The sequence below is a fragment of the Kitasatospora sp. NPDC101235 genome, assembly GCF_044767505.1.
In the GTDB taxonomy this organism is placed as follows: domain Bacteria; phylum Actinomycetota; class Actinomycetes; order Streptomycetales; family Streptomycetaceae; genus Kitasatospora.
In genome coordinates this window covers 576,017-601,786 of sequence record NZ_JBIWNZ010000002.1, presented here as the reverse complement: position 1 = coordinate 601,786, position 25,770 = coordinate 576,017, and the positions used below count along the sequence as shown (strand labels likewise).

The window sequence follows — 25,770 nt, the reverse complement described above, 5'->3', positions numbered from 1 at the left end:
ACCGGCTTGGGTGTGGGTCGTTGCTTCGAGGTTTGAGACGGTCGCGGTCTCGCGCTGTTTACGCGCTGCGGTCCAGGGCGCGCAGCGAGCGGTCCGTGATGGAGCGCGCGCCGCGGCCGATGGCGACCAGGCCGGACTGGACCAACTCCTTGATGCCGTAAGGCTCCAGCATCCGGAGCATGGCCTCCAGCTTGTCCGAACTGCCAGTGGCCTCGATGGTCACCGCTTCGGGCGACACGTCGACGGTCTTGGCACGGAACAGCTGGACGATCTCGACGATCTGCGACCGGGTCTCGTTGTCGGCGCGGACCTTCACCAGGACCAGTTCCCGCTGGATCGCAGCGGACTGGTCGAGTTCGACGATCTTTATCACGTTCACGAGCTTGTTGAGCTGCTTGGTGACCTGTTCCAGCGGGAGGTCCTCGACGTTGACCACGATCGTCATCCGGGACACGTCCGGATGCTCGGTCGAGCCGACGGCGAGGGAGTCGATGTTGAAGCCCCGACGGGAGAACAGCGCGGCGATGCGGGCGAGCACGCCGGGCTTGTTCTCGACCAGGACGGAGAGGGTGTGCTTGGACATGGAGTTCCTCAGTCGCACAAGAGGGGCCCGGCGTAGCCGGTCCCAAGAAGGGTGGTGGTGGGCGACGGGTGGGCGGGGGCGGTCAGTCGAGATCGTCGCCGAAGTCGGGGCGCACGCCCCTGGCGAACTGGATCTCGTCGTTGCTGGTGCCGGCCGCGACCATCGGCCAGACCATGGCGTCCTGGTGGACGATGAAGTCGATGACCACCGGGCGGTCGTTGATCTCCATCGCCTGCTTGATGACCGCGTCGAGGTCCTCGGGGCGCTCGCAGCGCAGGCCCACGCAGCCCATCGCCTCGGCCAGCAGGACGAAGTCGGGGATCCGGGTGCCCTGGGCCGGCGGCTCGACGCCGTCGTGGCCGGGGCCGGAGTGCAGCACCGTGTTGGAGTAGCGCTGGTTGTAGAACAGCGTCTGCCACTGCCGGACCATGCCCAGCGAGCCGTTGTTGATGACCGCGACCTTGATCGGGATGTCGTTCAGGGCGCAGGTGACCAGCTCCTGGTTGGTCATCTGGAAGCAGCCGTCGCCGTCGATGGCCCAGACCGCGCTCTCCGGGCGGCCGGCCTTGGCGCCCATCGCCGCGGGGACGGCGTAGCCCATCGTCCCGGCGCCGCCCGAGTTGAGCCAGGTGCCCGGCTTCTCGAACCGGATGAACTGCGAGCTCCACATCTGGTGCTGGCCCACGCCCGCGGCGTAGATCGCCTCGGGGCCGACCAGCCGGCCGATCCGCTCGATGACCTGCTGCGGCGAGAGCTGCCCGTTCGGGGCCGGCTCGTAGCCGAGCGGGTAGGTCTTCTTCCACTCGTCGAGCCGCTCCCACCACTCGGTGTAGTCGCCCTTGTGGCCGGCGTCGAACTCGGCCTGGACGGCGACGATCAGGTCGGCGAGCACCTCGCGGGCGTCGCCGACGATCGGCACGTCCGCCGGGCGGTTCTTGCCGATCTCGGCCGGGTCGATGTCGGCGTGGACGACCTTGGCGTTGGGGGCGAAGCCGTCCAGCTTGCCGGTGACGCGGTCGTCGAAGCGAGCGCCGATGGTGAACAGCAGGTCGGACTTCTGGAGCGCGGTGACGGCCGGGACGGAACCGTGCATGCCGGGCATGCCCAGGTGCTGCGGGTGGCTGTCCGGGAAGGCGCCGAGCGCCATCAGGGTGGTGACCACCGGCGCGCCGGTCAGCTCGGCGAGGATCCGCAGCTCGGCGGTGGCCTGCGCCTTGAGCACGCCGCCGCCGACGTACAGCACCGGGCGCTTGGCGCCGACCAGCATCTTCGCGGCCTCGCGGATCTGCTTGGCGTGCGGCTTGGTCACCGGCCGGTAGCCGGGCAGCGCGGTCTCGACCGGCCAGCGGAAGGTGGTGGTCGCCTGGAGCGCGTCCTTGGCGATGTCGACCAGGACCGGGCCGGGGCGGCCGGTGGCGGCGATGTGGAAGGCCTCGGCGATCACCCGCGGGATCTCGGCCGGGTCGGTGACCAGGTAGTTGTGCTTGGTGATCGGCATCGTGATGCCGCAGATGTCCGCCTCCTGGAAGGCGTCGGTGCCGATCGCCTTCGAGGAGACCTGACCGGTGATCGCGACGACCGGCACCGAGTCCATGTAGGCGTCGGCGATCGGGGTGACCAGGTTGGTCGCGCCCGGACCGGAGGTCGCCATGCAGACCCCGACCCGGCCGGTGGCCTGGGCGTAGCCGGTGGCGGCGTGACCGGCGCCCTGCTCGTGCCGGACCAGGATGTGGCGCACCTTGACGGAGTCCATCAGCGGGTCGTACGCGGGAAGGATGGCCCCGCCCGGAATGCCGAAGACGGTGTCCGCGCCCACGGCCTCCAGCGAGCGGATGAGCGACTGGGCGCCGGTCATGGTCTCGACGACGTGCTGGGGAGCGGGAGCGTTGGCGGCCGGGTTGTCCCCGCGGCGGGGGGATGCGGCGTGCTCAGTCATCTGCCTGTCTCTTCTCGGGTTTTGCCGACCCGGTGATGCGGGCCCCGGTGCTGCGAGGGTGGGGTCCCGGTCCGGGCCGAGCGCCGGCTCTGCCTCAATCGTCCTGCTTGATCCGACAAGTCGGACTTGCTCGGGCGGTCGGGGCCAGGGGTCTTGCAGAGGTGGAACAGCGTCAGTGCAACAAAAAACCCCTCGTGCCCAAGGGCATGCGAGGGGTGGCGCGTCGGTCTGTCATGAGCAGGGCGTACGAGCCCACTCAGCCGACGCGCCCGCCAAGTACGAGAATTCGGGTGCGCATGGCAACGACCTTCCTCCCGTGCGGGGCGGCATGTCAAGCAGGTGGGACGACCGTCTCGCCATGCGGACCACCCGACGGACCAGTAACGGCACGGCGTTCGGGCAGGTCAGAGCCGCCTTCGTGATGTGCGCCACGTCCCGGCGTGGCGTCCGTCCGGCCACTCGTCCGGCCACTCGTCCGGGTGTCGCCAGTGGCGGGAGGGTACGGGCGGCGGGCCGGGAGCGGGCCCGCCTGCATGGGCAGCGGGTAGCCCCGGTGGGCCAGCGCCCGGCGCAGCCGGGGCTCGTCCAGCGGCGGGGCGAAGGCCGAGCCCTGGGCCTGCCCGCAGCCCAGCTCCTGCAGCGCGGAGACCTGCCGGGGCAGGTCCACCCCCTCGGCGGCGGTGGCCATCCCGAGGTCGCGGCCGAGCCGCAGCGCGTGCCCGGCGAGGGTGCGGCTGAGCGGGGACTCGCCGAGCTCCTGGACGAGCGTGCGGTCCAGCTTGAGCCCGTCCAGCGGCAGCCGGGCGAGGGCGCCGAGCGAGCCGCCGCCGGCGCCGTACCCGGCCAGCCAGGTGGAGACGCCGAGCCCGCGCAGCGCGGAGAGCCTGCGGCCGAGTTCGTCGGCGAGCGAGTCCGGGCCCATCCGGGCCACCTCGATCACCAGCTCGTCGGCCGGCAGTCCGCTGTCACGCAGCGCCGCGGCCACCGTCTCGTACAGGCCGGGCGAGCAGAGCCGCTCCACGGAGAGCCGGACGGCCACCGGGACGGGCTCCGGCGCGCCGCGGCCGCCCGGCAGGCCGCGCCGCTCGACGGCCGCGCTGACCGCCTCCAGGACCAGCCAGCGGGAGAACCGGGTGGCCGCGTCGCCGTGCTCGGTCGAGCGCAGGAACTCGGCCGGGGTGAGCAGCAGGCCGCCCACCGAGCGCCAGCGGGCCTGCGCCTCGACACTGGTCACCGCACCGCTGCCGAGGTCCACCACGGGCTGGTGGAGCAGCGTGAAGCCGCCTTCCCGGACGGCCAGCCGCAGCCGTTCCTCCAGCTCGGTGCGGCGCTCCAGGTCGGCCCGCATCGCGGGGGTGTAGAGCACCACCCGGCCCTTGCCCTCGGACTTGGCCCGGTACATCGCGAGGTCGGCGTTGCGCATCAGCTCGTCGGCGGCGAACCTGGGGTCGGCCGCCGGGCCTCGTTCGGGGCTGCCGAAGGCGATGCCGATGCTGGCGGCGACGCCGAGTTCGGCGCCGCCGATCCAGTACGGCTCGGAGAGCGCGAGGCGCAGCCGCTCGGCCAGCTCCTGGACCTGGAGGCGGCCGAGCGGGCCGCAGACCAGCGCGGCGAACTCGTCGCCGCCGAACCGGGCGACGGTGTCCCCGCAGCGGACGGCGCTCTGGAGCCGGCGGGCGGCCTGCACCAGCAGTTCGTCGCCGACCTGGTGCCCGGCGGTGTCGTTGACCGCTTTGAAGCCGTCCAGGTCGAGGAAGAGCACCGCGATCCCGGCGCCCGTCTCGCCCTGTTGGCCACGGGAGCCGAGGGCGGCCCGCAGTCGCTGGGTGAACAACGCCCGGTTGGGCAGGTCGGTGAGCGGGTCGTGGAAGGCGTTGTGCTGCAACTGGGCCTGGAGCATGACGCGTTCGGTGACGTCCCGGCTGTTGAGCAGCAGGCCGTCGCGGTGTCTGCTGACGGTGGACTCGACGTGCAGCCACTCGCCGGCGCCGGAGCTGATCCGGCACTCGACCCGGGCGGAGGGCTCGGCGGTGCCGGGGCTGCGGTGGGTGGCGAGCCGGGCCCGGGCGAGGTAGCGGCGGACCTCGGAGAGCACCCGGCCGACGTCCTCGGGGTGGACCAGGTCCAGCAGGTTGCCGCCGACCAGTTCCTCCGGGTCCCGCCCGTAGACGCCGAGCGCGGCCGGGGAGACGTAGGAGAGCACACCGTTGGCGCCGGCGATCATGATGACGTCGCTGGAGCCCTGCACCAGGGAGCGGAAGTGCGCCTCCTTGTGGGCGAGTTCCTGGGCCAGCGACAGGTTGTCGAGGAGCATCACGCCCTGCCTGAGGATCAGCGCCAGCCCGACGGTGCAGGCCGCCGCGGCCACCACGCGGTCCAACTCCCGCCCGCCGAGGGCGTTGTAGAGGATTCCGGCGGTGCAGACCGCGGCGGCCGCGTACGGGGTCAGCGCGCTGAAGGTGGTGGCCACCCGGCGGTGCGGCAGGCCGCCGGCCGAGGGGTGCTCGCGCAGCGGACGGCGCCAGCGCGGCGACCACGGCGCCCAGGCCAGCAGCAGACTGCCGGAGAACCAGCCGGCGTCCAGCAGTTCGCCCGAGTGGTAGGTGTTGTGCAGCTCCGGGGAGGTGAACAGGGCGTCGCAGGTGACGGTGACGGCGAGCGCCAGCATCGCGGTGTGCACCGCCGCCCGGTTGCCGTCGCGACCGCCGAAGCGCAGCCCGACCACCAGGCTGACCAGCAGGATGTCCAGCACCGGGTAGGCCAGGTTGAGGGCCAGGCGCAGGGGTGAGCCGTCCTCGCCGGCCGCGATCCGGCCGAGTGCCAGGCTCCAGCTGAGGGTGAACAGCGAGCCGGCGATCAGCCAGCCGTCGAGCATCAGGCAGAGCCAGCCGGCCGCCGTGCGCGGGTGCTGGGCCAGCACCAGGACGCCGGTGATGGCGAGCGGGGCGAACAGCAGGAAGGCGTACTCGGCGAGCGAGTCCCGGGGCAGCGGGGTGCGCACGACCAGCTCGTACCAGCCCCAGGTGCCGTTGCCGAAGGCGACCATGAGCGAGGAGAGGCCGAACAGCAGCCAGGCCGGACGGGCGTGCCCGCCGACCGTACAGCCGTACACCAGGCAGGACAGCGCGGCCGCCAGGGCCGCCGCGGCCAGCCCGAAGTCGCCCATGAAGGCTGACAGTTGGCGCGATCCCCAGCCGGCGGCAGCGCCCATGGCGTAGGCCAGGCAGAGCCCGCCCAGGACGAACCCGGGCAGCGCGCGGCTGTCCCGGAGCCGGCGCAGCGGGCTGCGACGGGCGGGTGCGGGCACGTCGGCGGCGGACGTGTCGGTGTGCGGCGTGCCCGGCCGTCCGGTTCCGGGCAGCACCGTTTCGGTGGAGCTCACTCGGCCTCTCCCCCTCCGGCCCGGGGCCTCGCGCCCCGGCCACGGACCACCGGCCGCGCACCTCTCGGACGTACGCGGTGGCCTGGCGCCCCGTCAGGGCGGCGGCCCAGGGGGTGGGCGGCCTGCCGGCCGCCGCACCGTACCGATGCTCCCAAAATGGACCCTACACCAATTCCGTCACTCAATGACACGCACACTCAACTTAGAGTAATGGCGGAAGGGTGGGGAAATGCCCCTGATTCCTATGGATCGGCCCGGTTGGTGGCGGCGCGCGGGCGGGGGCTCACGCGGCGCGCACGGGAGCACGCGGCGGCGCCCGAACACCGGTGCCAGGACGGACGAACAGCGGCCCCGGGCCGGCCGAAGCCGGTCCGGGGCCGTGGTGGAGCCCTGTTCAGTGGCCCGAGGCGGCCAGGTCGTCCGGGAACAGCCGCAGCCGGTGCGCCAGCGCGGCCGCCTCGCCCCGGCCGCCGACCGCGAGCTTGCCGAGGATGTTGGAGACGTGCACGCTCGCGGTCTTCGGGGAGATGTACAGCTCCTCGGCGATCTGCCGGTTGGTCCAGCCGCGCGCGAGCAGTCGGAGCACGTCCCGCTCACGGGGGGTGAGGTTGAAGGAGTCCCCGGCGGCCGGGGCCGGCACCGTCGCGGCGGCCGTCCGCTCGGCCCGGGCGAGGCTCAGCCCGGCCCGCTCGGCCAGCGCGGCGATCTGCCCGCCGAGCACCCTGTCGTCCCGGACGGCCGCCAGTTCGGCCGCCTCGCGCAGCAGTTCGGCGCCGGCCTCGCGCCGCCCGGCCTGCACCTCGGCCTCGCCGGCCCGCAACAGGGCGAGCGCCAGCGGGTACGGCAGCCCGGTGGGCCGCAGCGCCTCGACCGCGGCAGCCCACCGGTCCGGGGTGTCGGCGCCCTCGGCGCGGGCCAGTTCGGCCTCCAGCAGCCGGGCCCAGCCGTGGTGCAGCGGCGCCCGGGGCCGCAGCTCGGCGGCGGCCGCGGCGATCGCGGCCAGCGCCCCGGGCCGGCCCGCCTCGGCCTGCGGCAGGCCCCGGCTGTCCGCCTCCACCGCGGCGCCCTCGGCCAGCAGCGGGTAGACGTCGGACTCGTGGCCGAGCCGGCCGTCGTCCGCCAGCGCCGCGAGCAGTTCGGCCCGGGCCTCCAGCGGCCGGCCGCCGAGTGCCGCGAGCCGCACCGCCAGGCGGCTGATCGGCACGCTGTGCTGGACCTGGCCGACCCGGTTGGCCGAGCGGGCCTGCGCCAGCATGGTCGCCGCGGCGGGCAGGTCCCCCTTGAGCAGGGCGAGTTCGCCGCGCATCCGGTCCAGGAACTCGGCGTGGGTGCCGCTCAGACTGGTCAGCTCGCAGGCGGCGAGCACCTCGGCGGCCTCCCGGACCCGCCCGAGGTCGGTCAGCGCCTCGACCAGGTTGCCGGTCAGGATGGTGCCGATGTTGCGCAGCAGGCCGTTGCCGTCCGCGAACTCCAGGCCCTCCCGGGCCAGCCGGACCGCGTCCTCGGGCCGCCCCAGCCCGCGCTGCATGCTGGCCAGGTTGTTGATGCCGCGCAGCAGCAGGTCGGGCACGCCCAGCCGGCGGGCCCGCTCGACCGCCCCGGCGAGCTCGGCCAGCCCGCCCTCGGCGTCGCCCTGTACGTCGTAGCGCAGGCCGCCGAGGGTCATCCGGGCGTGCACCTCGACCGAGTGCGCGCCCACCTCCTGGGCGATCCGGATCGCCCGCTCGGCCAGGTCGATCGCCTCGGCGGTGGGCTTCTTGAGCATCGCCGTCCCGGCGCCGAGCGCCAGCACCTCGGCCTGGACGGCGGACGGCGGCAGGTGCTCCACCAGCCGCAGCGCGTGCGCGATCTCCTCCTCGTCGCCGGAGCGGCGCAGGCTGCCCAGCATCCGGGCCCGGTTGATCCGGAACCAGGCCGCGCGCACCGGGTGCTCCGTCTCGTCGACCAGCCGCAGCCCGCGCTTGGCCAGGCTCAGGCCACGCTCGCGGTCGCCGCAGCGCCGGGCCGCGACCACCGCCTCGGCCAGCACGTCGATCAGCTGGATCCGGTCGCAGTCCTCGTCCGCGGCACTGTGGTCACAGGAGCCGGGCGGGTAGGTCTCGGCCCAGTCGTACGGGCGCAGGGTGTGGGCCAGCACCTCCTCGGAGACCAGGTCCCACAGCTCCAGGGCCCGTTCCAGCATGCCGAGTTGCTCGGCGAAGGCGTTGCGGCGGCGGGCCGCGCGGGCGGCGTCCAGGGCGGTCGGCAGGGCGCGGGCCGGATCGTGCGCGTGGTACCAGTAGTTGGCCAGCCGGGCGGGCAGTGCGTCGCCGGGGACCAGCTGCGGCTGGGCCTCCACGGCGAGCGCGAACCTGCGGTTGATCCGGTGCCGTTCGCCCGGCAGCAGGTCGTCCGAGACCGCCTCGCGGACCAGCGCGTGGCGGAACCGGTAGCCCTCGCCCTCGCTGTCCGGGCGCAGGATGTTGGCGCCGACGGCCGCCCGCAGCGCCTCGATCAGCGCCTCCTCGTCGTCGTCCAGGACGGCGGCCAGCAGGGCGTGTTCGACGTGCGAGCCGCCCTCGGCGGCGATCCGCACCACCCGCTGGGCCTCCTCGTCCAGGCCCTCGACCCGCACCAGCAGGATGTCCCGCAGCGAGTCGGTCAGCCCGGCGCCGAAGCCGTCCTCGAAGGCGGTGGCCAGCTCCTCGACGAAGAACGGGTTCCCCTCCGAGCGGCGGTGGATGCGGTCCACCAGCTGGCGGTCGGGGGCGGTGGTGCCGAGGATGCCGGCCAGCTGGGCGGCCACCTCGCGGCGGTCGAACCGCGCCAGCTCCAGGCGCTGCACGGTGCGCAGCCGTTCGAGTTCGGCCAGGAAGGGGCGCAGCGGGTGCCGGCGGTGCAGGTCGTCGGTGCGGTAGGTGGCGACCAGCAGCACCCGGGAGCGGTGCAGGGTGCGCACCAGGAAGGCGAGCAGCTCGCGGGTGGAGCGGTCGGACCAGTGCAGGTCCTCGATGGCGAGGACGAGGGTACGCTCCGCGCCGAGCCGTTCGAACAGCCTCGCGGTGTGCTCGAACAGCCGGGCCCGGCTGTACTCGTCGTTGGGTTCGCCGTCCACCTCGCCGAACTCGGAGAGCAACCGGGCGAGATGGCCTTCGCTGCCGGCCGCGGCGGCCTCCAGTTCGGCGCCCAGCGAGCGGTGCAGTCGTCGCAGCGCGGCGGCCAGCGGCGCGTACGGCAGGCCCTCGGCGCCGACCTCCAGACAGCTGCCGAGCGAGGTGACCGCCCCCTGGGCGGCGGCGCGCTCCAGGAACTCCTCCAGCAGCCGGGTCTTGCCGACCCCCGCCTCGCCGCCGATCAGGACGGCCTGCGGGCTGCCGGTGCCCGCGCGGCGCAGCGCGTCGGTCAGCTCGGTGATCTCGCTGCCGCGGCCGACGAAGACGGGGCTGACCGATGTCTGCTGCATGGAGGCGAGCATGCCATAGCCGGTGGGGACCGGCCGAGGGGTTATCTCCCAGCGCGAACGGGGTTCCGTGCCCGAACGCCCGGAGGGGGAGACGCTCACTCGCAGCGTCTCCCCCTCCGGAGCTCCTTCGGCACCGTCCTGGTGCCGCACCGTCAGCATTCGGGCCGACGCACGGGGCGCCGCTGGAAGCGGGCGGCCACCGGGCGCTGCCGCAGGCGGCGCGCCTGCTTGGCCTCGCGCACCAGGCGCTCGTGCTCGGCGCGGGCCACGAGCTCGTGGGCCTCTTGCTGGAAGGTCTGGTACTCGATCATTTCGGTTCCCCCTGCGGGTCTCGCTGCGTTTCGCTGACGAGTAAGAGCTTCCTCTGCCAGTGGGGGGTGCCGCATCGGGAGCCTGCCGCATCTTCCGGGGCCCGGATGCCTTAGATCGGGCGCAGATCGGGCGCCGGAAAAGGTTTAAGGCCCGGCCGCACCTCATTACAGAGGTGAGACCGGGCCTTAGGCCTTACTTAGAGGGCCTTAGATGCCTTAGATGCCTTAGGAAGACAGGGTTGACAGCCTAGGCAGCGCCTCAGCGGTGCCTCAGGCGGACACCCCCAGCTTCTCCGGGCTGCGCTCACTGTCCTTCCGCGGCGAGCCGCTCCAGGATCAGGTCCTTGACGCGGGCCGCGTCGGCCTGGCCGCGGGTGGCCTTCATGACCGCACCGACCAGCGCGCCCACGGCCTGGACCTTGCCGTCGCGGATCTTGGCGGCGATCGCCTCGTTCTCGGCGATGGCCTGGTCGACGGCGGCGCCCAGCGCGGAGTCGTCCGAGACCACGGCCAGGCCGCGCTTCTCGACGATCTCGTCCGGCTCGCCCTCACCGGCCAGCACGCCCTCGATGACCTGGCGGGCCAGCTTGTCGTTCAGCTTGCCCTCGGCGACCAGCGCGGCGACCCGGGCGACCTGCGCCGGGGTGATCGGCTGCTCGCTCAGCTCGGTGCCGGTCTCGTTGGCGCGGCGGGCCAGCTCGCCCAGCCACCACTTGCGGGCCTGGTCGGCCGGGGCACCGGCCGCGATGGTCTCCTGGATCAGCTCCACCGCACCGGCGTTGAGGACGGACTGCATGTCCTTGTCGGACAGGCCCCACTCGGCCTGGAGCCGGGCGCGGCGCACCCGCGGCAGCTCGGGCAGGGCGGCGCGCAGCTCCTCGACCCACTCGCGGGAGGGGGCCACCGGCACCAGGTCCGGCTCGGGGAAGTAGCGGTAGTCCTCGGCGTTGTCCTTGATCCGGCCCGAGGTGGTGGTGCCGTTGTCCTCGTGGAAGTGGCGGGTCTCCTGGATGATGGTGCCGCCGTCGGTCAGCACGGTGGCGTGCCGCTGGATCTCGAACCGGGCGGCCCGCTCCACGCTGCGCAGCGAGTTGACGTTCTTGGTCTCCGAGCGGGTGCCGAAGGTCTCGGTGCCGTTCGGGCGCAGCGACAGGTTGACGTCGCAGCGCATCTGGCCCTTGTCCATCCGGGCCTCGGAGACGTCGAGCGAGCGGATCACCTCGCGCAGCTCGGCGACGTACGCCTTGGCGACCTCGGGGGCGCGCTCGCCGGCGCCGACGATCGGCTTGGTGACGATCTCGATCAGCGGGATGCCGGCCCGGTTGTAGTCGAGCAGCGAGTGGGTGGCGCCGTGGATGCGGCCGGTGGCCCCGCCGACGTGGCTGGACTTGCCGGTGTCCTCCTCCATGTGGGCGCGCTCGATCTCCACGCGGAAGGTCGAGCCGTCCTCCAGCTGCACGTCGAGGTAGCCGTTGAAGGCGATCGGCTCGTCGTACTGCGAGGTCTGGAAGTTCTTGGGCATGTCCGGGTAGAAGTAGTTCTTCCGCGCGAACCGGCACCACTCGGCGATCTCGCAGTTCAGCGCCAGGCCGATCTTGACGGCCGACTCGACGCCGATCGCGTTGACCACCGGCAGCGAACCCGGCAGGCCCAGGCAGGTGGGGCAGGTCTGGCTGTTCGGCTCGGCGCCCAGCTCGGTCGAGCAACCGCAGAACATCTTGGTCTTGGTACCGAGCTCGACGTGGACCTCAAGGCCCATCACCGGGTCGTACGACGCGAGAGCGTCCTCGTAGGAGACCAGGTTCATGACGCTCACAGCGTCCCTTCTCACTTGAAGCTTGGGAGGTACGGGCCCGGCCGCCGCGTGGCGCGGGGCCGGGCCGGGGCGCTCAGCCCAGCAGCACGTCGTCGGAGCCCAGCTGACGCAGCTCGCGCACCAGCAGGGCGGTGCCGGTGACCAGCGCGGCCGCGCCGATCAGGGCGTTGACCAGCTTGAGGGTGTCGCTCTCCTCGCGGGCCTTGCGGACGTCCTTGGCAATGGAGATCGCGCCGAACGCGCTGGTGCCGATGGACAGCCAGAGGCCGGGCTTGCTGTGCTTCCACCCCTTGAGCGAAGCGGACTGGGCCTTGGCCTTCTCGATCTTGCTCACAGTGCCGGTGCCTCCTCCAGCAGGGTGTGCCCCCACTTGTCGTTGAGTGCGGCCTCGACGGCTCCGCCCACGCGGTACAGGCGGTCGTCCGCCATCGCGGGTGCGATGATCTGCAGGCCGACCGGGAGATTGTCCTCCGGCGCCAGGCCGACCGGCAGCGACATGGCCGCGTTGCCCGCCAGGTTCGACGGAATCGTGCACAGGTCCGCCAGGTACATCGCCATCGGGTCGTCTGCGCGCTCGCCGATCGGGAAGGCGGTGGTCGGCGTGGTCGGCGAGACCAGGACGTCCACGCCCGCGAAGGCGGCGTCGAAGTCGCGCGAGATGAGCGTGCGGACCTTCTGGGCCGAGCCGTAGTAGGCGTCGTAGTAGCCCGAGGACAGCGCGTAGGTGCCCAGGATGATGCGGCGCTTGACCTCGGGGCCGAAGCCGGCCTCGCGGGTCAGGGCGGTGACGTCCTCGGCCGAGCGGCTGCCGTCGTCGCCGACCCGCAGGCCGTAGCGCATCGCGTCGAAGCGGGCCAGGTTGGAGGAGCACTCGCTGGGCGCGATCAGGTAGTACGCCGGCAGCGCCAGGGTGAAGGACGGGCAGGAGACCTCGACGACCTCGGCGCCCAGCTCGCGCAGCAGCTCCACCGACTCGTTGAAGCGCTGCATCACGCCGGCCTGGTAACCCTCGCCGGCGAACTCCTTGACGACGCCGATCCGCATGCCGCGGATGTCGCGCATCCTGGCGGCCTCGACCACGGCCGGGACCGGCGCGTCGATCGAGGTGGAGTCCAGCGGGTCGTGCCCGGCGATGGCCTCGTGCAGCAGCGCCGCGTCCAGCACGGTGCGGGCGCACGGGCCGCCCTGGTCCAGGCTGCTGGAGAACGCCACCAGGCCGTAGCGGGACACCGAGCCGTAGGTCGGCTTGACGCCGACGGTGCCGGTGACGGCGCCGGGCTGGCGGATCGAGCCGCCGGTGTCGGTGCCGATCGCCAGCGGGGCCTCGAAGGCGGCCAGCGCGGCGGCCGAACCGCCGCCGGAGCCGCCGGGGATGCGGGAGAGGTCCCACGGGTTGCCGGTCACGCCGTACGCGGAGTTCTCGGTGGAGGAGCCCATCGCGAACTCGTCCATGTTGGTCTTGCCGAGGATGACCACGTCAGCGTCCTTGAGACGGCTGGTCAGCGTGGCGTCGTACGGCGGGATCCAGCCTTCGAGCATCTTCGAGCCGCAGGTGGTCGGGATGCCCTTGGTGGTGAAGACGTCCTTGAGCGCGAGCGGGACGCCGGCCAGCGGGCCCAGCTCCTCGCCCTTGGCGCGCTTCGCGTCGACGGCCTTGGCCGCGGCCAGCGCGCCCTCGGTGTCGACGTGCAGGAAGGCGTTGACCTTCTTGTCGACCGCGTCGATGCGGTCCAGGTGGGCCTGCGCGACCTCGACGGCGGACACCTCGCCCTTGGCGATGGCGCTCGCGGTCTCGGCGGCGGTCCACCTGACGATCGAGGTGGGGATCAGCTCGGTCATATCGGTCAGTCCTCCCCGAGGATCTGCGGCACACGGAAACGCTGCTCCTCGGCGGCGGGGGCGCCGGACAGCGCCTGCTCCGGGGTGAGCGACGGCCGCACCTCGTCCGCACGCATGACGTTGGTCAGCGGCAGCGGGTGGGAGGTCGGCGGGACGTCCTGTCCGGCGACCTCGGAAACGCGGGCGACCGCGCCGATGATCACGTCGAGCTGCTCGGCGAAGTGGTCCAGCTCTTCGGGCTTCAGCTCAAGACGCGACAGCCGGGCGAGGTGGGCGACCTCCTCGCGCGTGATGCCAGGCATGCAGCGATCCTCAGGGTGAGTTCTGGTGAGACCCGGCGGTGCCTTGCGGGCGGTGCCGGGCCCGGGCAGGAGCAGCCGGGTTCGGCGCTCCGTCCTCATGGTCTTTGGACCCCATCCTATGGGGCCCGTCCCCCACCCCGGCCAACGAGTGAGCCGCGGCGCCCGTCACCGGCTCGGCCGCGACGTCCGGCGGGCGCTACTGCGGCCTGCTGCGGGCCCAGCCCTGCGGCTTGATCTCCCTGTGCGCGGCCTGCGCCACCTGGGCCACCGGCGGCAGCGTGGGCGGGAGGGTCGGCGGCAGCACCGGCGGCCTGGCCGGCTGGGCGATCGGCTTGGCGTTCTGGACCGGCTGGAAGCCGGCGTGCAGCTGGGGCGGCACGCCGAGCCGCTCCACCGGCGGGGCGCCGGTGCGGTGCACCCGCAGCCAGGCGGTGGCCTGCTCGGCCGGCAGCGCGGCCGACACCAGCCAGCCCTGGACGGCGTCCACGCCCATGCAGTGCAGCCGCTCCCAGGTCTCGTCGTCCTCGACGCCCTCGGCGACCACGGTCAGGCCCAGCGAGTGGGCGAGCTCCACCGAGCAGCGGACCACCGCCGCGTCGTGGTCGTCGGCGACCATCCGGGAGACGAAGGAGCGGTCGATCTTCAGCTCGCCGACCGGCAGGCTCCGCAGCCGCACCAGCGAGGAGTGACCGGTGCCGAAGTCGTCCAGGGACATCCCGACGCCGTAGCCGCGCAGCTCGGCCAGGGTGTCGGCGGCCCTCCGGGAGTCGTCCAGCAGCAGCCGCTCGGTGATCTCCAGCTGGAGCGCGTGGGCGGGCACCTGGTGGCGCACGAGGTGGCCGGCCACCCGCTGGGCGAAGCCGGGGTTGAGCACGTCGCGCGGCGAGACGTTGACCGCGACCTGCACCTGGAGGCCCTGGTCGCGCCAGTACGCGAGCTGGCCGACGGCCGCCTCCAGCACGTAGTCGGTGAGCCGGGGCATCAGGCCGCTGGATTCGGCGAGCCCGACGAACTCGTCCGGCGAGACCTTCCCCTGGCCGGGCCGCTCCCAGCGCAGCAGTGCCTCCAGTCCGACCACCCGGCCGTCGAAGGCCACCTTCGGCTGGTAGTGCAGCTGCACCTCGCCGGTCTCCAGCGCCCGGCGCAGGTCCCCCAGCAGCCCGATCCGGTACGGGGTGTCGGCGTCCTGGGTCTCGTCGTACTGGGCGACGCCGCAGCATCCGCGCTGGGCGTGGCCCATCGCGACGTCGGCCCGGCGCAGCAGCGACTCGGCGTCCTGGGCGTGCTGCGGGTAGACGCAGACGCCGCCGCTGGCCTCCAGGACGAGCAGCAGCCCGTCCAGCCGGATCGGGGCGGCGAGTTCGGCGATCAGCGCCTTGGCGACCCGTTCCAGACTGTCCGGGCAGTTGATGCCGGGCAGCAGGACGGCGAACTCGTCGCCGCCCATCCGGGCCACCATCGGGCGGCCGCGGCGGTAGTGCCGGGGCAGGCCGGCGAAGACGTCGTCGATGGACTCCCGGGTGGCGCTGCCGGCCGGGCCGCCGGAGCGCAGCGCCCGGTGCAGCCGGCGGGCGATGTGAACCAGCAGCCGGTCACCCGCCGTATGACCAAGTGTGTCGTTGAGTGATCGGAAGCGATCGAGATCGAGCAGGATGAGACCGACGCTGTAGCCCTGCTCGCACCCCGCGATCGCCTCCTGGGCGGCCAGCAGCAGGGCCTGACGGTTGGGCAGATCCGTCAGCGGGTCGGTCAGCTGATCGCGGGCGCGGTCCCGGGCGATCCGCCAGGCCGCCATCAGCACCGCCAGGGGCACGGCGAACAGCGGCAGCAACTCGGGTTCGTACCGGTAGACCAGGACGGCCAGCGGGATGAGCGGCGCGGCTCCGGCCAGCAGCACGCCGAGCAGCAGGACCGCACCCGCCACCCCCTGCGGCGGGCGTGTGGGCGCACCGCCGGTCGTACGATCCATAAGCCCTGTCCTCCGTCGGGCCCGCCCCGTCAGGCCGCCTTACGGTGAGGCACCGTGCCGGTACCGACAGCTGCCGGGCATGGAGCGACCCCGAGGAGCACCGGCCCAGCCGGTGCCCCCACCCCTGCTGACACTCTGTTGCGCTCCAGGGTAAGCCGGGGTCCACCCGGTGGGCAGACTTTCGGACAACCGGAAACGCGCCGCCGCGCACGGGTGTCGCACAGTGACACAATGCCCGCTTTCACTGCACGGCACCCGGTGACGCTGCATCAGGACGATAACAACACCGGTCCGGCCACCGGCCGCTCGGGTCGGCCCCGGATCAGCCCTCGGCGGGCTCCTCCTTCACCGCCGCGGCCTCCTCCGGCTCCGGAAGTCCCAGGTGGGCGCGGGCGGCGGACGGTCCGTCCGCGAGCAGGACGGCGAACCCCGCGTCGTCCAGGACCGGCAGGCCGAGCTGAACGGCCTTGTCGTACTTGGACCCGGGATTGTCACCAGCGACCACGAAATCGGTCTTCTTCGAAACCGAACCGGTCACCTTCGCTCCGCGCGAGGTCAGCGCCTCCTTGGCGCCGTCCCGGGTGTGGCCGGCCAGGGTGCCCGTCACCACGACGGTCAGACCCTCCAGCGGGCGCTCCGCCTCCTCCTCGTCCGCGAACTCCTCGGTGAAGCGGACACCGTCCGCCTCCCAGTTCCCGAGGATCTCCTGGTGCCACCCCTCCGCGTACCACTCCTGGATCGAGCGGGCGATGGTCGGACCGACGCCCTCGACGGCCGCCAGCTGCTCCTCGCTCGCCTCGAAGATCTTCCTCAGATCGCGGAACTCCCGGGCCAGCGCCTGCGCGGCGACCGGACCGACGTGCCGGATCGACAGACCGTTGACGAACCGCCAGAGCGGCCGGTCCTTCGCCGCCGCGAGGTTGTCGATCAGGGCCTGGAGCGACTTCTTCGGCTCACCCTTGGTGGTGGCGAAGAAGAAGACCTCCTTCTCCTTGCCCGTCCGGTCGTCCAGCTTCGGCATGCCGGTCTTCGGATCCCGGACCAGCACCTTGATCGGCAGCAGCTTCTCCTGCGTCAGCCGGAAGATGTCGGCCTCGTTCCTCACCGGCGCCTCGGCCGGCTCCAGCGGCTGGGTCAGCGCGGTGGCCGCGACGTAGCCGAGACCCTCCACGTCCAGGCACTGCCGCCCGCCGAGGAAGGCGATCCGCTCCCGGATCTGCGCCGGGCAGCGCTCCGCGTTCGGGCAGCGCAGATCGATGTCCCCCTCGGCCATCGGGCGCAGCTCGCTGCCGCACTCCGGACAGTGCGAGGGCATCACGAAGGCCTGCTCGGTGCCGTCCCGCAGGTCGTAGACCGGGCCGAGGATCTCCGGGATGACGTCGCCCGCCTTTCGCAGCACCACGGTGTCGCCGAGCAGCACGTCCTTGGCCTTGACGACCTCCTGGTTGTGCAGCGTCGCGTACTGCACCATCGAGCCGGCCACCTTCACCGGCTCGGCCAGCACCGCGTACGGGGTGGCCCGGCCGGTGCGGCCGATGCCGACCTTGATCTCGGCCAGCTTGCCGGTGACCTCCTCCGGCGGGTACTTCCAGGCGATCGCCCAGCGCGGGGACTTCGAGGTGGCGCCGAGCCGGCCCTGGAGGGCGATCTCGTCCACCTTCACCACGACACCGTCGATCTCGTGCTCGACCGAGTGCCGCTGCTCGCCGAAGTGCTTGATGAAGGCCCGCACCTCGGCGAGCGTCCCCACCACCTTGTTGTGCCGGGCGGTCGGCAGGCCCCAGTCGTGCAGCAGCTGGTAGGCGTGCGACTGGTTGTCGATGTCGAAGCCGACCCGGGCACCGATGCCGTGCACCACCATGTGCAGCGGGCGGGAGGCGGTGACGTGCGGATCCTTCTGGCGCAGCGAACCGGCGGCGGCGTTGCGGGGGTTCATGAACAGCCGGATCATCGCCCGGGGCCGCTTGCCCTCCTTGGCGCGCTCCTCGTTCTCCTGCCGGCGGCGCTCGTTCTCCTCCGCGAAGGAGGCGTTGAGCGCGTCGAAGGCCTCGGTCGGGAAGTAGACCTCGCCGCGGATCTCGACCAGCTCCGGGATGTCGTCGCCCTTGAGCTGGTGCGGGATCTCCTTGATGGTGCGGACGTTGGCGGTGATGTCCTCGCCGACCCGGCCGTCGCCGCGCGTCGCCGCCTGCACCAACTGGCCGTTCTCGTAGGTGAGGTTGACGGCCAGGCCGTCCACCTTGAGCTCGCACAGGTAGTGGTAGTCGATGCCGTGCAGCTCGGTGGCGACCCGCTCGGCCCAGGCCGCCAGCTCGTCGTCGTCCATCGCGTTGTCCAGGCTGAGCAGCCGCTCGCGGTGCTCGACCTCGGCGAACAGCTCGGTGGGGGCGCCGCCGACCCGCTGCGTCGGCGAGTCCGGCGTCACCAGGGCCGGGTGCTCGGCCTCCAGCGCCTCCAGCTCCCGCATCAGCGCGTCGAACTCGGCGTCGCTGACGACCGGCGCGTCCTGCTCGTAGTACCGGGCCCGGTGGTCGCTGATCTCCTGCGCCAGCTCGGCGTGCCGCCTGCGCACCTCCGCCGGGACGTCCTCCCAGCCCTCGACAGCCGTCACCGCAAGCCCTCCTACGTTCTCATTCCGGGTTGTCCACCAGGCTCTGTGCCGCCCGCGCCGCAGACGACAGCGCCCTGCGCGCGTACGCCGGGGACGCCCCGGCCAGCCCGCAGGTCGGCGTCACCAGCACGCGGCGGCCCAGCAGCTCCGGGGCGAACCCGAGCCTGCGCCACAGGGTCCTGACACCCTGGACACTACCGGCAGGGTCGGACACCGCCTGGTCAGTGGCGGGGACGACACCAGCGAGGATCATCGTGCCGCCCTCCACGGCCTCGCCGAGGTCGTCGTCCTGGCGCTCGGTGAGGAGGGAGAAGTCCAGGGAGATCCCGGCGACCCCGGCCCGGCGCAGCAGCGGAACCGGGACGTCCGGCGCGCAGGAGTGCACCACCACGGGTGCGTCGAGGCTCCCGACCACCTCGCGCAGCACCTCCTCGGCGACCTGCCGGTCGACGGCGCGCAGCCGCTGGAAGCCGCTGGCGGTCTTCACCGACCCGGCCAGGACGGCGGGCAGCGAGGGCTCGTCCAGCTGCAGCACGACCTCGGCGCCGGGCACCCGCTTGCGGACGTCCGCGAGGTGGCGGCGCAGGCCCTCGGTGAGCGAGCCGGCGATGTCCCGGCAGGCGCCGGGGTCGGAGAGCGCCTTCTCGCCGTGCTTGAGCTCGATGCTCGCCGCCAGCGTCCAGGGGCCGACGGCCTGGACCTTGAGCGCGCCCTGGTAGCCCTGGGTGAACTCCTCCAGCGCGTCCAGGTCCTCGCCGAGCCAGGAGTGGGCCCGCCGGGTGTCCCGGCCGGGGCGGTCGGTGAACCGCCAGCCGCTCGGCTCGGTCTGCGCGAACAGCTCGACCAGCAGGCCGGCGCCGCGCCCGATCATGTCGGCGCCCGGCCCGCGCGCGGGCAGCTCGGGCAGGAACGGCAGGTGCTCCAGTGCGCCGGTGGAGGTCTTGGCCGCCTCCCGGGCGTCGGTGCCGGGCAGCGAGCCGACGCCGGTGGCGGCGCCGCGCAGGTCGGGGAAGGGGTGTGGGGTGCTCACCCGTCCGAGCCTACTCAGCCGGACGGCCCCGGTGCCGAGCGCGGTGGCTCGGCACCGGGGCCGTCCGCGCGGGAAGCGGGGTCGGTACCGGAAGGCCTGTCCGAACTCCGGTGTGCGCGTGGGGAGTCGGCCGGGCCGACTCCCCACGCGGCGGCCTACCGCCCCGGGCGGACGGTGATGTCGGTGATCTCCGCGTCGCGGGAGGCGTCGAGGGCGCCGAGGATCGCCCTGGCGACGGACTCGGGCTCGATCCAGCGGCCCGCGTCGTACTCCTTGCCCTCCTGCTGGTGCACCTTGACCTGCATCGCGGTGGCGGTGCGGCCGGGGTAGACGGAGGTGACCCGCACGCCGTTGGCGTGCTCCTCCTGGCGCAGCGAGTCGGCGAGCGCCTTGAGGCCGTGCTTGCTGGCCGCGTACGCGGACCAGTCGGCGTGGGCGTTGAGGCCGGCACCGGAGTTGACGAAGACCACGTGGCCCTTGACGAGCCGGATCGACGGCAGCAGGAGTCGGGTCAGCTCGGCGGGGGCGACGAGGTTGACGTTGAGCGTCTCCTGCCAGGCCTTGACGGGCAGGTCGCCGACCGGGCCGAGCTCGACCATGCCCGCGACGTGCAGCAGCGAGTCCAGCTCGACGGGCAGCTGCTGGTGCCCGAAGGCCCAGGAGAGCTTGCCCGGGTCGCCGAGGTCCCCGACGAGGGTCTTCGCCCCGGGGAAGCGCTCGCGCAGTTCGGCGGCCCGCCGGGCGTCGCGGGCCAGCAGCCAGAGCTCGTCCCCGCGCTCGGCGAGCTTCTCGGTGAGGACGGCGCCGATGCCGGAGCCGGCGCCGGTGATCAGATGTGCAGCCATGGTCCCGATCCTCTCAGGCCTTGAGCTGCGCAAACACCTCGGCAGGCGTGTCCGCGAAGGTGATCAGCTCGGCGAGGGGGCGGGGCAGGAAGCCCTCGGCGTCCATCCGCTCCATCTGGGTGCGCAGGCCCGAGTAGAAGCCCTCGGTGTCCAGGACGACCACCGGCTTGTCGAACATCCCGTGCTTCTTGAGCTCCAGCACCTCGGTGACCTCGTCCAGGGTGCCCAGCCCGCCGACCAGGACGACGATCGCGTCGGCCCGCGAGGCCAGCTCCGCCTTGCGCTCCGGGAGGTCGGCGGTCCACACCAGCTCGTCGGCGCCGGCGTACGCCTTGTGCCTCAGCATCTCGACCATCACGCCGACCAGTCGGCCACCCGCCGCCTTCACCTCATCGGCGAGCAGCCCCATCAGTCCGGCGTTCGAGCCACCCCACACCAGGGTGTGCCCGCCCTCCCCCAGGAGCCGGGCGAACTCCGCGGCGGGGACGGAGTAGCGGTCGTCGAGCGAGTACGCGGAGCAGAAGACACAGATATTCATAGTCCGACTGGTCTATCACGCCCCGCCGCCGGCCCTCCCGGGTGCTGCCGCTCAGGCGGTGACGGCCGGGCGCTCCGTCGTCGCGATGGTGGCCGAACCGACGACGCGGGTGCCGTCGTAGAGGACCACGGCCTGGCCGGGGGCGATCCCCCGCACCGGGGTGTCCAGTTGCACCCGCAGCTCGCCGTCGGCCACCGAGGCGCTCACCGGCACCTCCTCGCCGTGGGCCCGCAGCTGGGCGGTGTAGCGGCCGTCGGCCAGCGGCTCGGTGCCGCACCAGCGGGGGCGGATGGCGGTGAGCCCGGTGACGTCGAGGCCCTCGACCGGGCCGACCGTCACGGTGTTGTTCACCGGGGAGATGTCCAGCACGTAGCGCGGCTTGCCGTCGGTCGCCGGGCGGCCGATCCGCAGGCCCTTGCGCTGGCCGATGGTGAAGCCGTACGCGCCGTCGTGCTCGCCGAGCTTGGTGCCGTCGACGTCGAGGATGTCGCCGGTCGCGGTGCCGAGGTGCTTGGCCAGGAAGCCCTGGGTGTCGCCGTCGGCGATGAAGCAGATGTCGTGGCTGTCGGGCTTCTTGGCGACGGCCAGGCCCCGGCGCTCGGCCTCCGCCCGGATCTCCTCCTTGGTGGTGTCACCGAGCGGGAAGAGCGAGTGGGCGAGCTGGTCGGCGTCGAGGACGCCCAGCACGTACGACTGGTCCTTGGCGGCGTCGACGGCGCGGTGCAGCTCGCGCGAGCCGTCGGGCAGGTCGACGATGCGGGCGTAGTGGCCGGTGCAGACGGCGTCGAAGCCCAGCGCGATCGCCTTGTCCAGCAGCGCCGCGAACTTGATCTTCTCGTTGCAGCGCAGGCACGGGTTGGGCGTGCGCCCAGCCGCGTACTCGGCGACGAAGTCGTCGATCACGTCCTCGCGGAAGCGCTCGGCGAGGTCCCAGACGTAGAAGGGGATGCCGATCACGTCGGCCGCCCGCCAGGCGTCCCGGGAGTCCTCGATGGTGCAGCAGCCGCGCGCGCCGGTCCGGAAGGACTGCGGGTTGGCGGAGAGCGCCAGGTGGACGCCGGTCACCTCGTGCCCCGCTTCGACGGCACGGGCGGCGGCGACGGCGGAGTCGACTCCGCCGGACATCGCCGCGAGCACGCGCAGACGGCCGGTGGACGGAGTGGTCGGGGCACCCGGGAAGTCAGTCATGATGGCAACAAGGGTACGGGGTGGCCCGCCTGTTCCCGGAAGCCGAGATCAGCGCCGTACCGACGCCAGCCCGGCGTTGCGCGCCCGCTGCACCGCCGGCCCGATGGCCTCCGCCAGCGCCGTGACGTCCTCGCGCACCGAGGTGTGCCCGAGCGAGAACCGCAGCGAGGCGCGGGCCAGCAGCGGGTCGACGCCCATCGCGAGCAGCACGTGGCTGGGCTGCGGCACCCCGGCCGAGCAGGCGGAGCCCGTCGAGCACTCGATGCCCTGGGCGTCCAGCAGCATCAGCAGCGCGTCGCCCTCGCAGCCGGGGAAGGAGAAGTGCGCGTTGGCGGGAAGCCGGCCCTCCGGCGAGGGGTCGCCGTTGTACACCGCGTCCGGCACGGCGGCCAGGACGGCGGCCACCAGCTCGTCCCGCAGCGCGCCCAGCGTGACGGCGTGCTCGGCCCGGTGTTCCACCGCCCAGGCCGCGGCGGCGGCGAAGCCGGCCGCACCGGGGGCGTCCAGGGTGCCGGAGCGCACGTCGCGCTCCTGGCCGCCGCCGTGCAGCAGCGGTACCGGCGAGGCGCCCCGGGAGAGCAGCAGCGCGCCGATGCCGAACGGGCCGCCGATCTTGTGCCCGGTGACGGTGAGCGCGGTGAGCCCCGACTCGGCGAAGGAGACCGGGACCTGACCGAGCGCCTGCACCGCGTCGGCGTGCACCGGGATGCCGTACTCGGCCGCCACGGTGGTCAGTTCGCGCACCGGCTGGACGGTGCCGACCTCGTTGTTGGCCCACATCACGGTGACCAGCGCCACGGTGGCCGGATCGCGTTCGATCGCCTCGCGCAGCGCCTCCGGGTGCACCCGGCCCAGCGGGTCCACCGGCAGGTACTCGACGTCGGCGCCCTCGTGCTCGGAGAGCCAGTGCACCGCGTCCAGCACCGCGTGGTGCTCGACCGGGCTGCACAGCACCCGGGTCCGGACCGGGTCGGCGTTCCGGCGGGCCCAGTACAGGCCCTTGACCGCCAGGTTGTCGGACTCGGTGCCGCCGCCGGTGAACACGATCTCGCTGGGGCGGGCGCCCAGGGACTCGGCCAGCGACTCCCGGGACTCCTCGACCACCCGGCGGGCCCGGCGGCCGGCCGCGTGCAGGGCCGAGGCGTTGCCGACCACCCCCAGGTGCGCCGTCATCGCGGCGATCGCCTCGGGCAGCATCGGCGTGGTCGCCGCATGGTCCAGGTATGGCATAACCATCCGATTGTAGAGCGCGGCACCGTACCGGGTTCCGGGCCGGGGCATCGATCCAGCCACGCACCGCCCGCACCGGCCCGGACGCACGGCGGACGCACCACAGCCGGACGGCTACGTCCGGCACTGGTTTGTACCACTGAGCCACCCAGCGGTTAGCCTGACGCCACCAGTCAGCCGGATCAACGGGAAACGCCATGTCGCAGTCGGTCGACCGCGCGCTGACCCTGCTCGACGCACTCGGCGACGCGCCGCTCTCGCTGGAGCAGGCCGCCAGCAGCCTCGGGGTGCACAAGTCCACCGCCCTGCGGCTGCTGCGCACGCTGGAGGAGCACGGCTTCGCCCGCCGCCAGCCGGACCTGCGCTACCGGATCGGCGGCCGGGTGCTCTCGCTGGCCCACCGCGCGCTGGAGGACTTCGACGTCCGGCAGGTCGCCGCGCCGTACCTGGCCGCGCTCAACGCCCGCTGCGGCTACACCGTCCGGCTCGCCGTGCTGGACGGCGGCGAGGTGCTCTACCTGGACGAGGTGGCCGGGCTGCCGGGTGCCGAGCCGTCCCGGATCGGGCGCCGGGCCCCGGTCGACGGGACGGCGGTCGGCCGGGTGCTGCTCGCCGGACTGTCCGCGGACGGCACCCGCGAGGAGCCCGAGCTGGCTGCGGTGCGCCGCCGGGGCTGGGCGGCCGAGTCCTGCGAGCACCGGGAGGCGGTGACCTGCGTGGCCGCGCCGGTCGCGGGCAGCGGCGGGCGGACGGTCGCGGCCTGCGCGCTGAGCGCCCCGGCGAGCGAGGTGCCGCCGGCCGAACTGGCCCGGATGGTGCCGGAACTGCTCTGCACCGCCGAGGCGATCTCGCTCGCGTACGGCGGCTCGCCTACTCCTCGCTGGTGCGAGAACCGTTGCGGTGCCAGGCCCGTGGGGCACGCCAGCCGTACTTCAGCGCGAGCATCCGCAGCCCGAAGGCGGTGAGTGCGGCGGCGGTGCCGGTCACGCCGGTGAGCCGGTCGGCGGCGATCAGCAGCGCGACCACGGTGGCGCCGACCAGGGCCGGGACGGCGTAGATCTCCCGGTCCCAGCGCAGCAGCGAGGGGATCTCCCCGGCCAGCACGTCGCGGATCACGCCGCCGCCGGCCGCGGTCACCATGCCGAGCGCGATCGCCGCGACCGAGCCGAGCCCGAAGTCGTGCGCCTTGGCGGTGCCGGTGACGCAGAACAGCCCGAGCCCGAGCGCGTCCAGGGTCTGCACCGCCCGGTTGATCCGCTCGACCTCCGGGTGCAGGAAGAACACCACCAGCGCGGCGGCCAGCGGGGTCATAAAGTAGCCGAGGTTGGTGAACGCGGCGACCGGGGTCGCGCCGATCACCAGGTCGCGCATCACCCCGCCGCCCAGGGCGGTGACCTCCGCCAGCACACAGATTCCGAAGATGTCCATGTTCTTGCGGACGGCGAGCAGACCCCCGGAGAGGGCGAAGACGAATATGCCGACGAGGTCCAGCGACTGCTGCACGTCGGACGGGAAGAGCTGGGATGTCACCGTCCATGTGTACCTGATGTCCCGGAGTGCCCCGGTGAACGATCATGGTCCGGATGCGAACGCCCCGCCGGAGCCCGGGCGAACCCTTCCTGCGGCGGCGCCCGAGGCGCGAGGGACGAAAAGGCCGCCCGCCCCGGGAACCCGGGTGGACGGCCTCTTCCGAACACAGACCTCAGGCCGTGGCGTTCTCCGGGAAGTGACAAGCCACCTGGTGCCCGGTCTTGAGCGCCACCAGCGGCGGCTCCTGGCTCGCGCACACGTCCTGCGCCTTCCAGCACCGGGTGCGGAAGCGGCAGCCGCTGGGCGGGTTGATCGGCGAGGGGACGTCGCCCTTGAGCAGGATGCGCTCGCGGCCCGCGCGCTGGCGGCGGCGCGGGTCGGGGACGGGCACCGCGGACATCAGCGCGTTGGTGTACGGGTGCATCGGGCTGCTGTAGAGCGAGTCCCGGTCGGCGATCTCCACGATCTTGCCGAGGTACATCACCGCGACCCGGTCCGAGACGTGCCGGACCACCGAGAGGTCGTGCGCGATGATCAGGTAGGTCAGTCCGAGCTCCTGCTGGAGGTCGTCCAGCAGGTTGACCACCTGTGCCTGGATCGAGACGTCCAGCGCGGAGACCGGCTCGTCCGCGACGATCATCTTCGGCTTCAGCGCGAGCGCCCGGGCGATGCCGATGCGCTGGCGCTGCCCGCCGGAGAACTCGTGCGGGTAGCGGTTGTAGTGCTCGGGGCTGAGCCCGCACAGTTCCAGCAGTTCCTGGACGGTCTTCTTGAGCCCGCCCTCCGGCACCGCGTCCTGGAGCCTGAACGGCGCGCCGACGATGGTGCCGACGGTGTGCCGGGGGTTCAGCGAGGAGTACGGGTCCTGGAAGATCATCTGGATGTCGCGGCGCAGCGGCCGCATCGCCCCGACACCCAGGTGGGTGATGTCGGTGCCCTCGAACTCGATGGTCCCACCGGTCGGTTCGTCGAGCCGGGTGACCAGTCGGCCCATGGTCGACTTGCCGCAGCCGGACTCGCCCACGACGCCCAGCGTCTCGCCGGCGTTGACCGTGAAGTCGATGCCGTCCACGGCCCGCACCGCGCCGGTCTGGCGCCGCAGCAGCCCGCTGCGGATCGGGAAGTGCCGGGTCAGGCCGGTCACCTTCAGCAGCGGTTCGCGGTCGGAGGCGGGTGCCGGCGACGGGATCGAGGCCGCCTGAGTGTCCGTCATCGGTT

General features: G+C 72.9%; 19 protein-coding genes. 1 reads left to right on the top strand and 18 read right to left on the bottom strand.

Features of this window, described 5'->3' with window-relative positions; translation table 11 throughout:
* Window positions 1–58 precede the first annotated feature (58 nt).
* From ilvN to ACIRRH_RS05950, 16 genes are all read right to left on the bottom strand, one after another.
* Entirely contained in the window at window positions 59–583 is a 525-nt protein-coding gene (gene ilvN / locus ACIRRH_RS06025; RefSeq protein WP_049657946.1) for an acetolactate synthase small subunit, read from the bottom strand.
* A gap of 82 nt (window positions 584–665) precedes the next feature.
* Window positions 666–2,519: an acetolactate synthase large subunit gene (locus ACIRRH_RS06020; protein WP_403062364.1), complete on the bottom strand. Its 1,854-nt coding sequence runs from the start codon at window positions 2,517–2,519 to the stop codon at window positions 666–668.
* A gap of 331 nt (window positions 2,520–2,850) precedes the next feature.
* Window positions 2,851–5,799: a putative bifunctional diguanylate cyclase/phosphodiesterase gene (locus tag ACIRRH_RS06015; protein WP_403062448.1), complete on the bottom strand. Its 2,949-nt coding sequence runs from the start codon at window positions 5,797–5,799 to the stop codon at window positions 2,851–2,853.
* Between the two features lie 496 nt (window positions 5,800–6,295).
* A complete protein-coding gene (locus ACIRRH_RS06010) occupies window positions 6,296–9,343 on the bottom strand; it encodes an AAA family ATPase (protein ID WP_403062361.1) in 3,048 nt (1,015 codons plus the stop codon).
* Window positions 9,344–9,495: 152 nt separating this feature from the next.
* Entirely contained in the window at window positions 9,496–9,654 is a 159-nt protein-coding gene (locus ACIRRH_RS06005; RefSeq protein ID WP_224280447.1) for a hypothetical protein, read from the bottom strand.
* A 304-nt stretch (window positions 9,655–9,958) separates the two neighbouring features.
* Window positions 9,959–11,470 (bottom strand): Asp-tRNA(Asn)/Glu-tRNA(Gln) amidotransferase subunit GatB, encoded by a 1,512-nt coding sequence (gene gatB, locus ACIRRH_RS06000; protein WP_403062358.1) that lies wholly within the window; start codon window positions 11,468–11,470, stop codon window positions 9,959–9,961.
* 73 nt (window positions 11,471–11,543) lie between these two features.
* Entirely contained in the window at window positions 11,544–11,804 is a 261-nt protein-coding gene (locus tag ACIRRH_RS05995) for a hypothetical protein (protein WP_224280443.1), read from the bottom strand.
* Complete coding sequence (gene gatA, locus ACIRRH_RS05990) at window positions 11,801–13,309, bottom strand: Asp-tRNA(Asn)/Glu-tRNA(Gln) amidotransferase subunit GatA (RefSeq protein WP_403062354.1); 1,509 nt, start codon at window positions 13,307–13,309, stop codon at window positions 11,801–11,803. The genes ACIRRH_RS05995 and gatA overlap by 4 nt, the downstream gene beginning before the upstream one ends.
* Window positions 13,310–13,314: 5 nt before the next feature.
* Window positions 13,315–13,611 (bottom strand): Asp-tRNA(Asn)/Glu-tRNA(Gln) amidotransferase subunit GatC, encoded by a 297-nt coding sequence (gatC, locus tag ACIRRH_RS05985; protein ID WP_030057414.1) that lies wholly within the window; start codon window positions 13,609–13,611, stop codon window positions 13,315–13,317.
* 196 nt (window positions 13,612–13,807) lie between these two features.
* Window positions 13,808–15,580 carry a putative bifunctional diguanylate cyclase/phosphodiesterase gene (locus tag ACIRRH_RS05980; RefSeq protein ID WP_403062351.1) on the bottom strand — a complete coding sequence of 591 codons (1,773 nt, stop codon included), beginning with the start codon at window positions 15,578–15,580 and terminating at the stop codon, window positions 13,808–13,810.
* A 322-nt stretch (window positions 15,581–15,902) separates the two neighbouring features.
* On the bottom strand, window positions 15,903–18,191 hold the full coding sequence (gene ligA, locus ACIRRH_RS05975; RefSeq protein ID WP_403062348.1) for an NAD-dependent DNA ligase LigA: 2,289 nt from the start codon (window positions 18,189–18,191) through the stop codon (window positions 15,903–15,905).
* Window positions 18,192–18,210: 19 nt separating this feature from the next.
* Entirely contained in the window at window positions 18,211–19,221 is a 1,011-nt protein-coding gene (locus ACIRRH_RS05970; protein ID WP_403062345.1) for a methionine synthase, read from the bottom strand.
* A gap of 155 nt (window positions 19,222–19,376) precedes the next feature.
* Complete coding sequence (locus tag ACIRRH_RS05965; protein ID WP_403062342.1) at window positions 19,377–20,066, bottom strand: SDR family oxidoreductase; 690 nt, start codon at window positions 20,064–20,066, stop codon at window positions 19,377–19,379.
* A gap of 13 nt (window positions 20,067–20,079) precedes the next feature.
* Window positions 20,080–20,604: a TIGR00730 family Rossman fold protein gene (locus tag ACIRRH_RS05960; protein ID WP_403062339.1), complete on the bottom strand. Its 525-nt coding sequence runs from the start codon at window positions 20,602–20,604 to the stop codon at window positions 20,080–20,082.
* A 51-nt stretch (window positions 20,605–20,655) separates the two neighbouring features.
* Window positions 20,656–21,792 carry a tRNA 2-thiouridine(34) synthase MnmA gene (gene mnmA, locus ACIRRH_RS05955; RefSeq protein ID WP_403062336.1) on the bottom strand — a complete coding sequence of 379 codons (1,137 nt, stop codon included), beginning with the start codon at window positions 21,790–21,792 and terminating at the stop codon, window positions 20,656–20,658.
* A 48-nt stretch (window positions 21,793–21,840) separates the two neighbouring features.
* The gene (locus ACIRRH_RS05950; protein WP_403062333.1) at window positions 21,841–23,022 is read right to left on the bottom strand and encodes a cysteine desulfurase family protein; all 1,182 of its coding nucleotides are present in this window, start codon (window positions 23,020–23,022) and stop codon (window positions 21,841–21,843) included.
* A gap of 197 nt (window positions 23,023–23,219) precedes the next feature.
* Here ACIRRH_RS05950 and ACIRRH_RS05945 point away from each other — a divergent pair, with 197 nt between their 5' ends.
* Window positions 23,220–23,987: an IclR family transcriptional regulator gene (locus ACIRRH_RS05945; protein ID WP_403062330.1), complete on the top strand. Its 768-nt coding sequence runs from the start codon at window positions 23,220–23,222 to the stop codon at window positions 23,985–23,987.
* On the opposite strand, the gene ACIRRH_RS05940 is transcribed toward ACIRRH_RS05945, so the two are convergent.
* Window positions 23,893–24,552: a trimeric intracellular cation channel family protein gene (locus ACIRRH_RS05940; RefSeq protein ID WP_224280966.1), complete on the bottom strand. Its 660-nt coding sequence runs from the start codon at window positions 24,550–24,552 to the stop codon at window positions 23,893–23,895. The two genes, ACIRRH_RS05945 and ACIRRH_RS05940, sit on opposite strands and share 95 nt — an antisense overlap.
* Window positions 24,553–24,724: 172 nt before the next feature.
* Entirely contained in the window at window positions 24,725–25,765 is a 1,041-nt protein-coding gene (locus ACIRRH_RS05935) for an ABC transporter ATP-binding protein (RefSeq protein ID WP_403062325.1), read from the bottom strand.
* Window positions 25,766–25,770 lie beyond the last annotated feature (5 nt).

Bases quoted from the DNA above. Each gene is read 5' to 3' on its own strand.
- ilvN (WP_049657946.1), bottom strand. From the start codon at position 583: ATGTCCAAGCACACCCTCTCCGTCCTGGTCGAGAACAAGCCCGGCGTG.
- ACIRRH_RS06020 (WP_403062364.1), bottom strand. From the start codon at position 2,519: ATGACTGAGCACGCCGCATCCCCCCGCCGCGGGGACAACCCGGCCGCC.
- ACIRRH_RS06010 (WP_403062361.1), bottom strand. From the start codon at position 9,343: ATGCAGCAGACATCGGTCAGCCCCGTCTTCGTCGGCCGCGGCAGCGAG.
- ACIRRH_RS06005 (WP_224280447.1), bottom strand. From the start codon at position 9,654: ATGATCGAGTACCAGACCTTCCAGCAAGAGGCCCACGAGCTCGTGGCC.
- gatA (WP_403062354.1), bottom strand. From the start codon at position 13,309: ATGACCGAGCTGATCCCCACCTCGATCGTCAGGTGGACCGCCGCCGAG.
- gatC (WP_030057414.1), bottom strand. From the start codon at position 13,611: ATGCCTGGCATCACGCGCGAGGAGGTCGCCCACCTCGCCCGGCTGTCG.
- ACIRRH_RS05980 (WP_403062351.1), bottom strand. From the start codon at position 15,580: ATGGATCGTACGACCGGCGGTGCGCCCACACGCCCGCCGCAGGGGGTG.
- ACIRRH_RS05965 (WP_403062342.1), bottom strand. From the start codon at position 20,066: ATGGCTGCACATCTGATCACCGGCGCCGGCTCCGGCATCGGCGCCGTC.
- ACIRRH_RS05960 (WP_403062339.1), bottom strand. From the start codon at position 20,604: ATGAATATCTGTGTCTTCTGCTCCGCGTACTCGCTCGACGACCGCTAC.
- mnmA (WP_403062336.1), bottom strand. From the start codon at position 21,792: ATGACTGACTTCCCGGGTGCCCCGACCACTCCGTCCACCGGCCGTCTG.
- ACIRRH_RS05950 (WP_403062333.1), bottom strand. From the start codon at position 23,022: ATGCCATACCTGGACCATGCGGCGACCACGCCGATGCTGCCCGAGGCG.
- ACIRRH_RS05945 (WP_403062330.1), top strand. From the start codon at position 23,220: ATGTCGCAGTCGGTCGACCGCGCGCTGACCCTGCTCGACGCACTCGGC.
- ACIRRH_RS05935 (WP_403062325.1), bottom strand. From the start codon at position 25,765: ATGACGGACACTCAGGCGGCCTCGATCCCGTCGCCGGCACCCGCCTCC.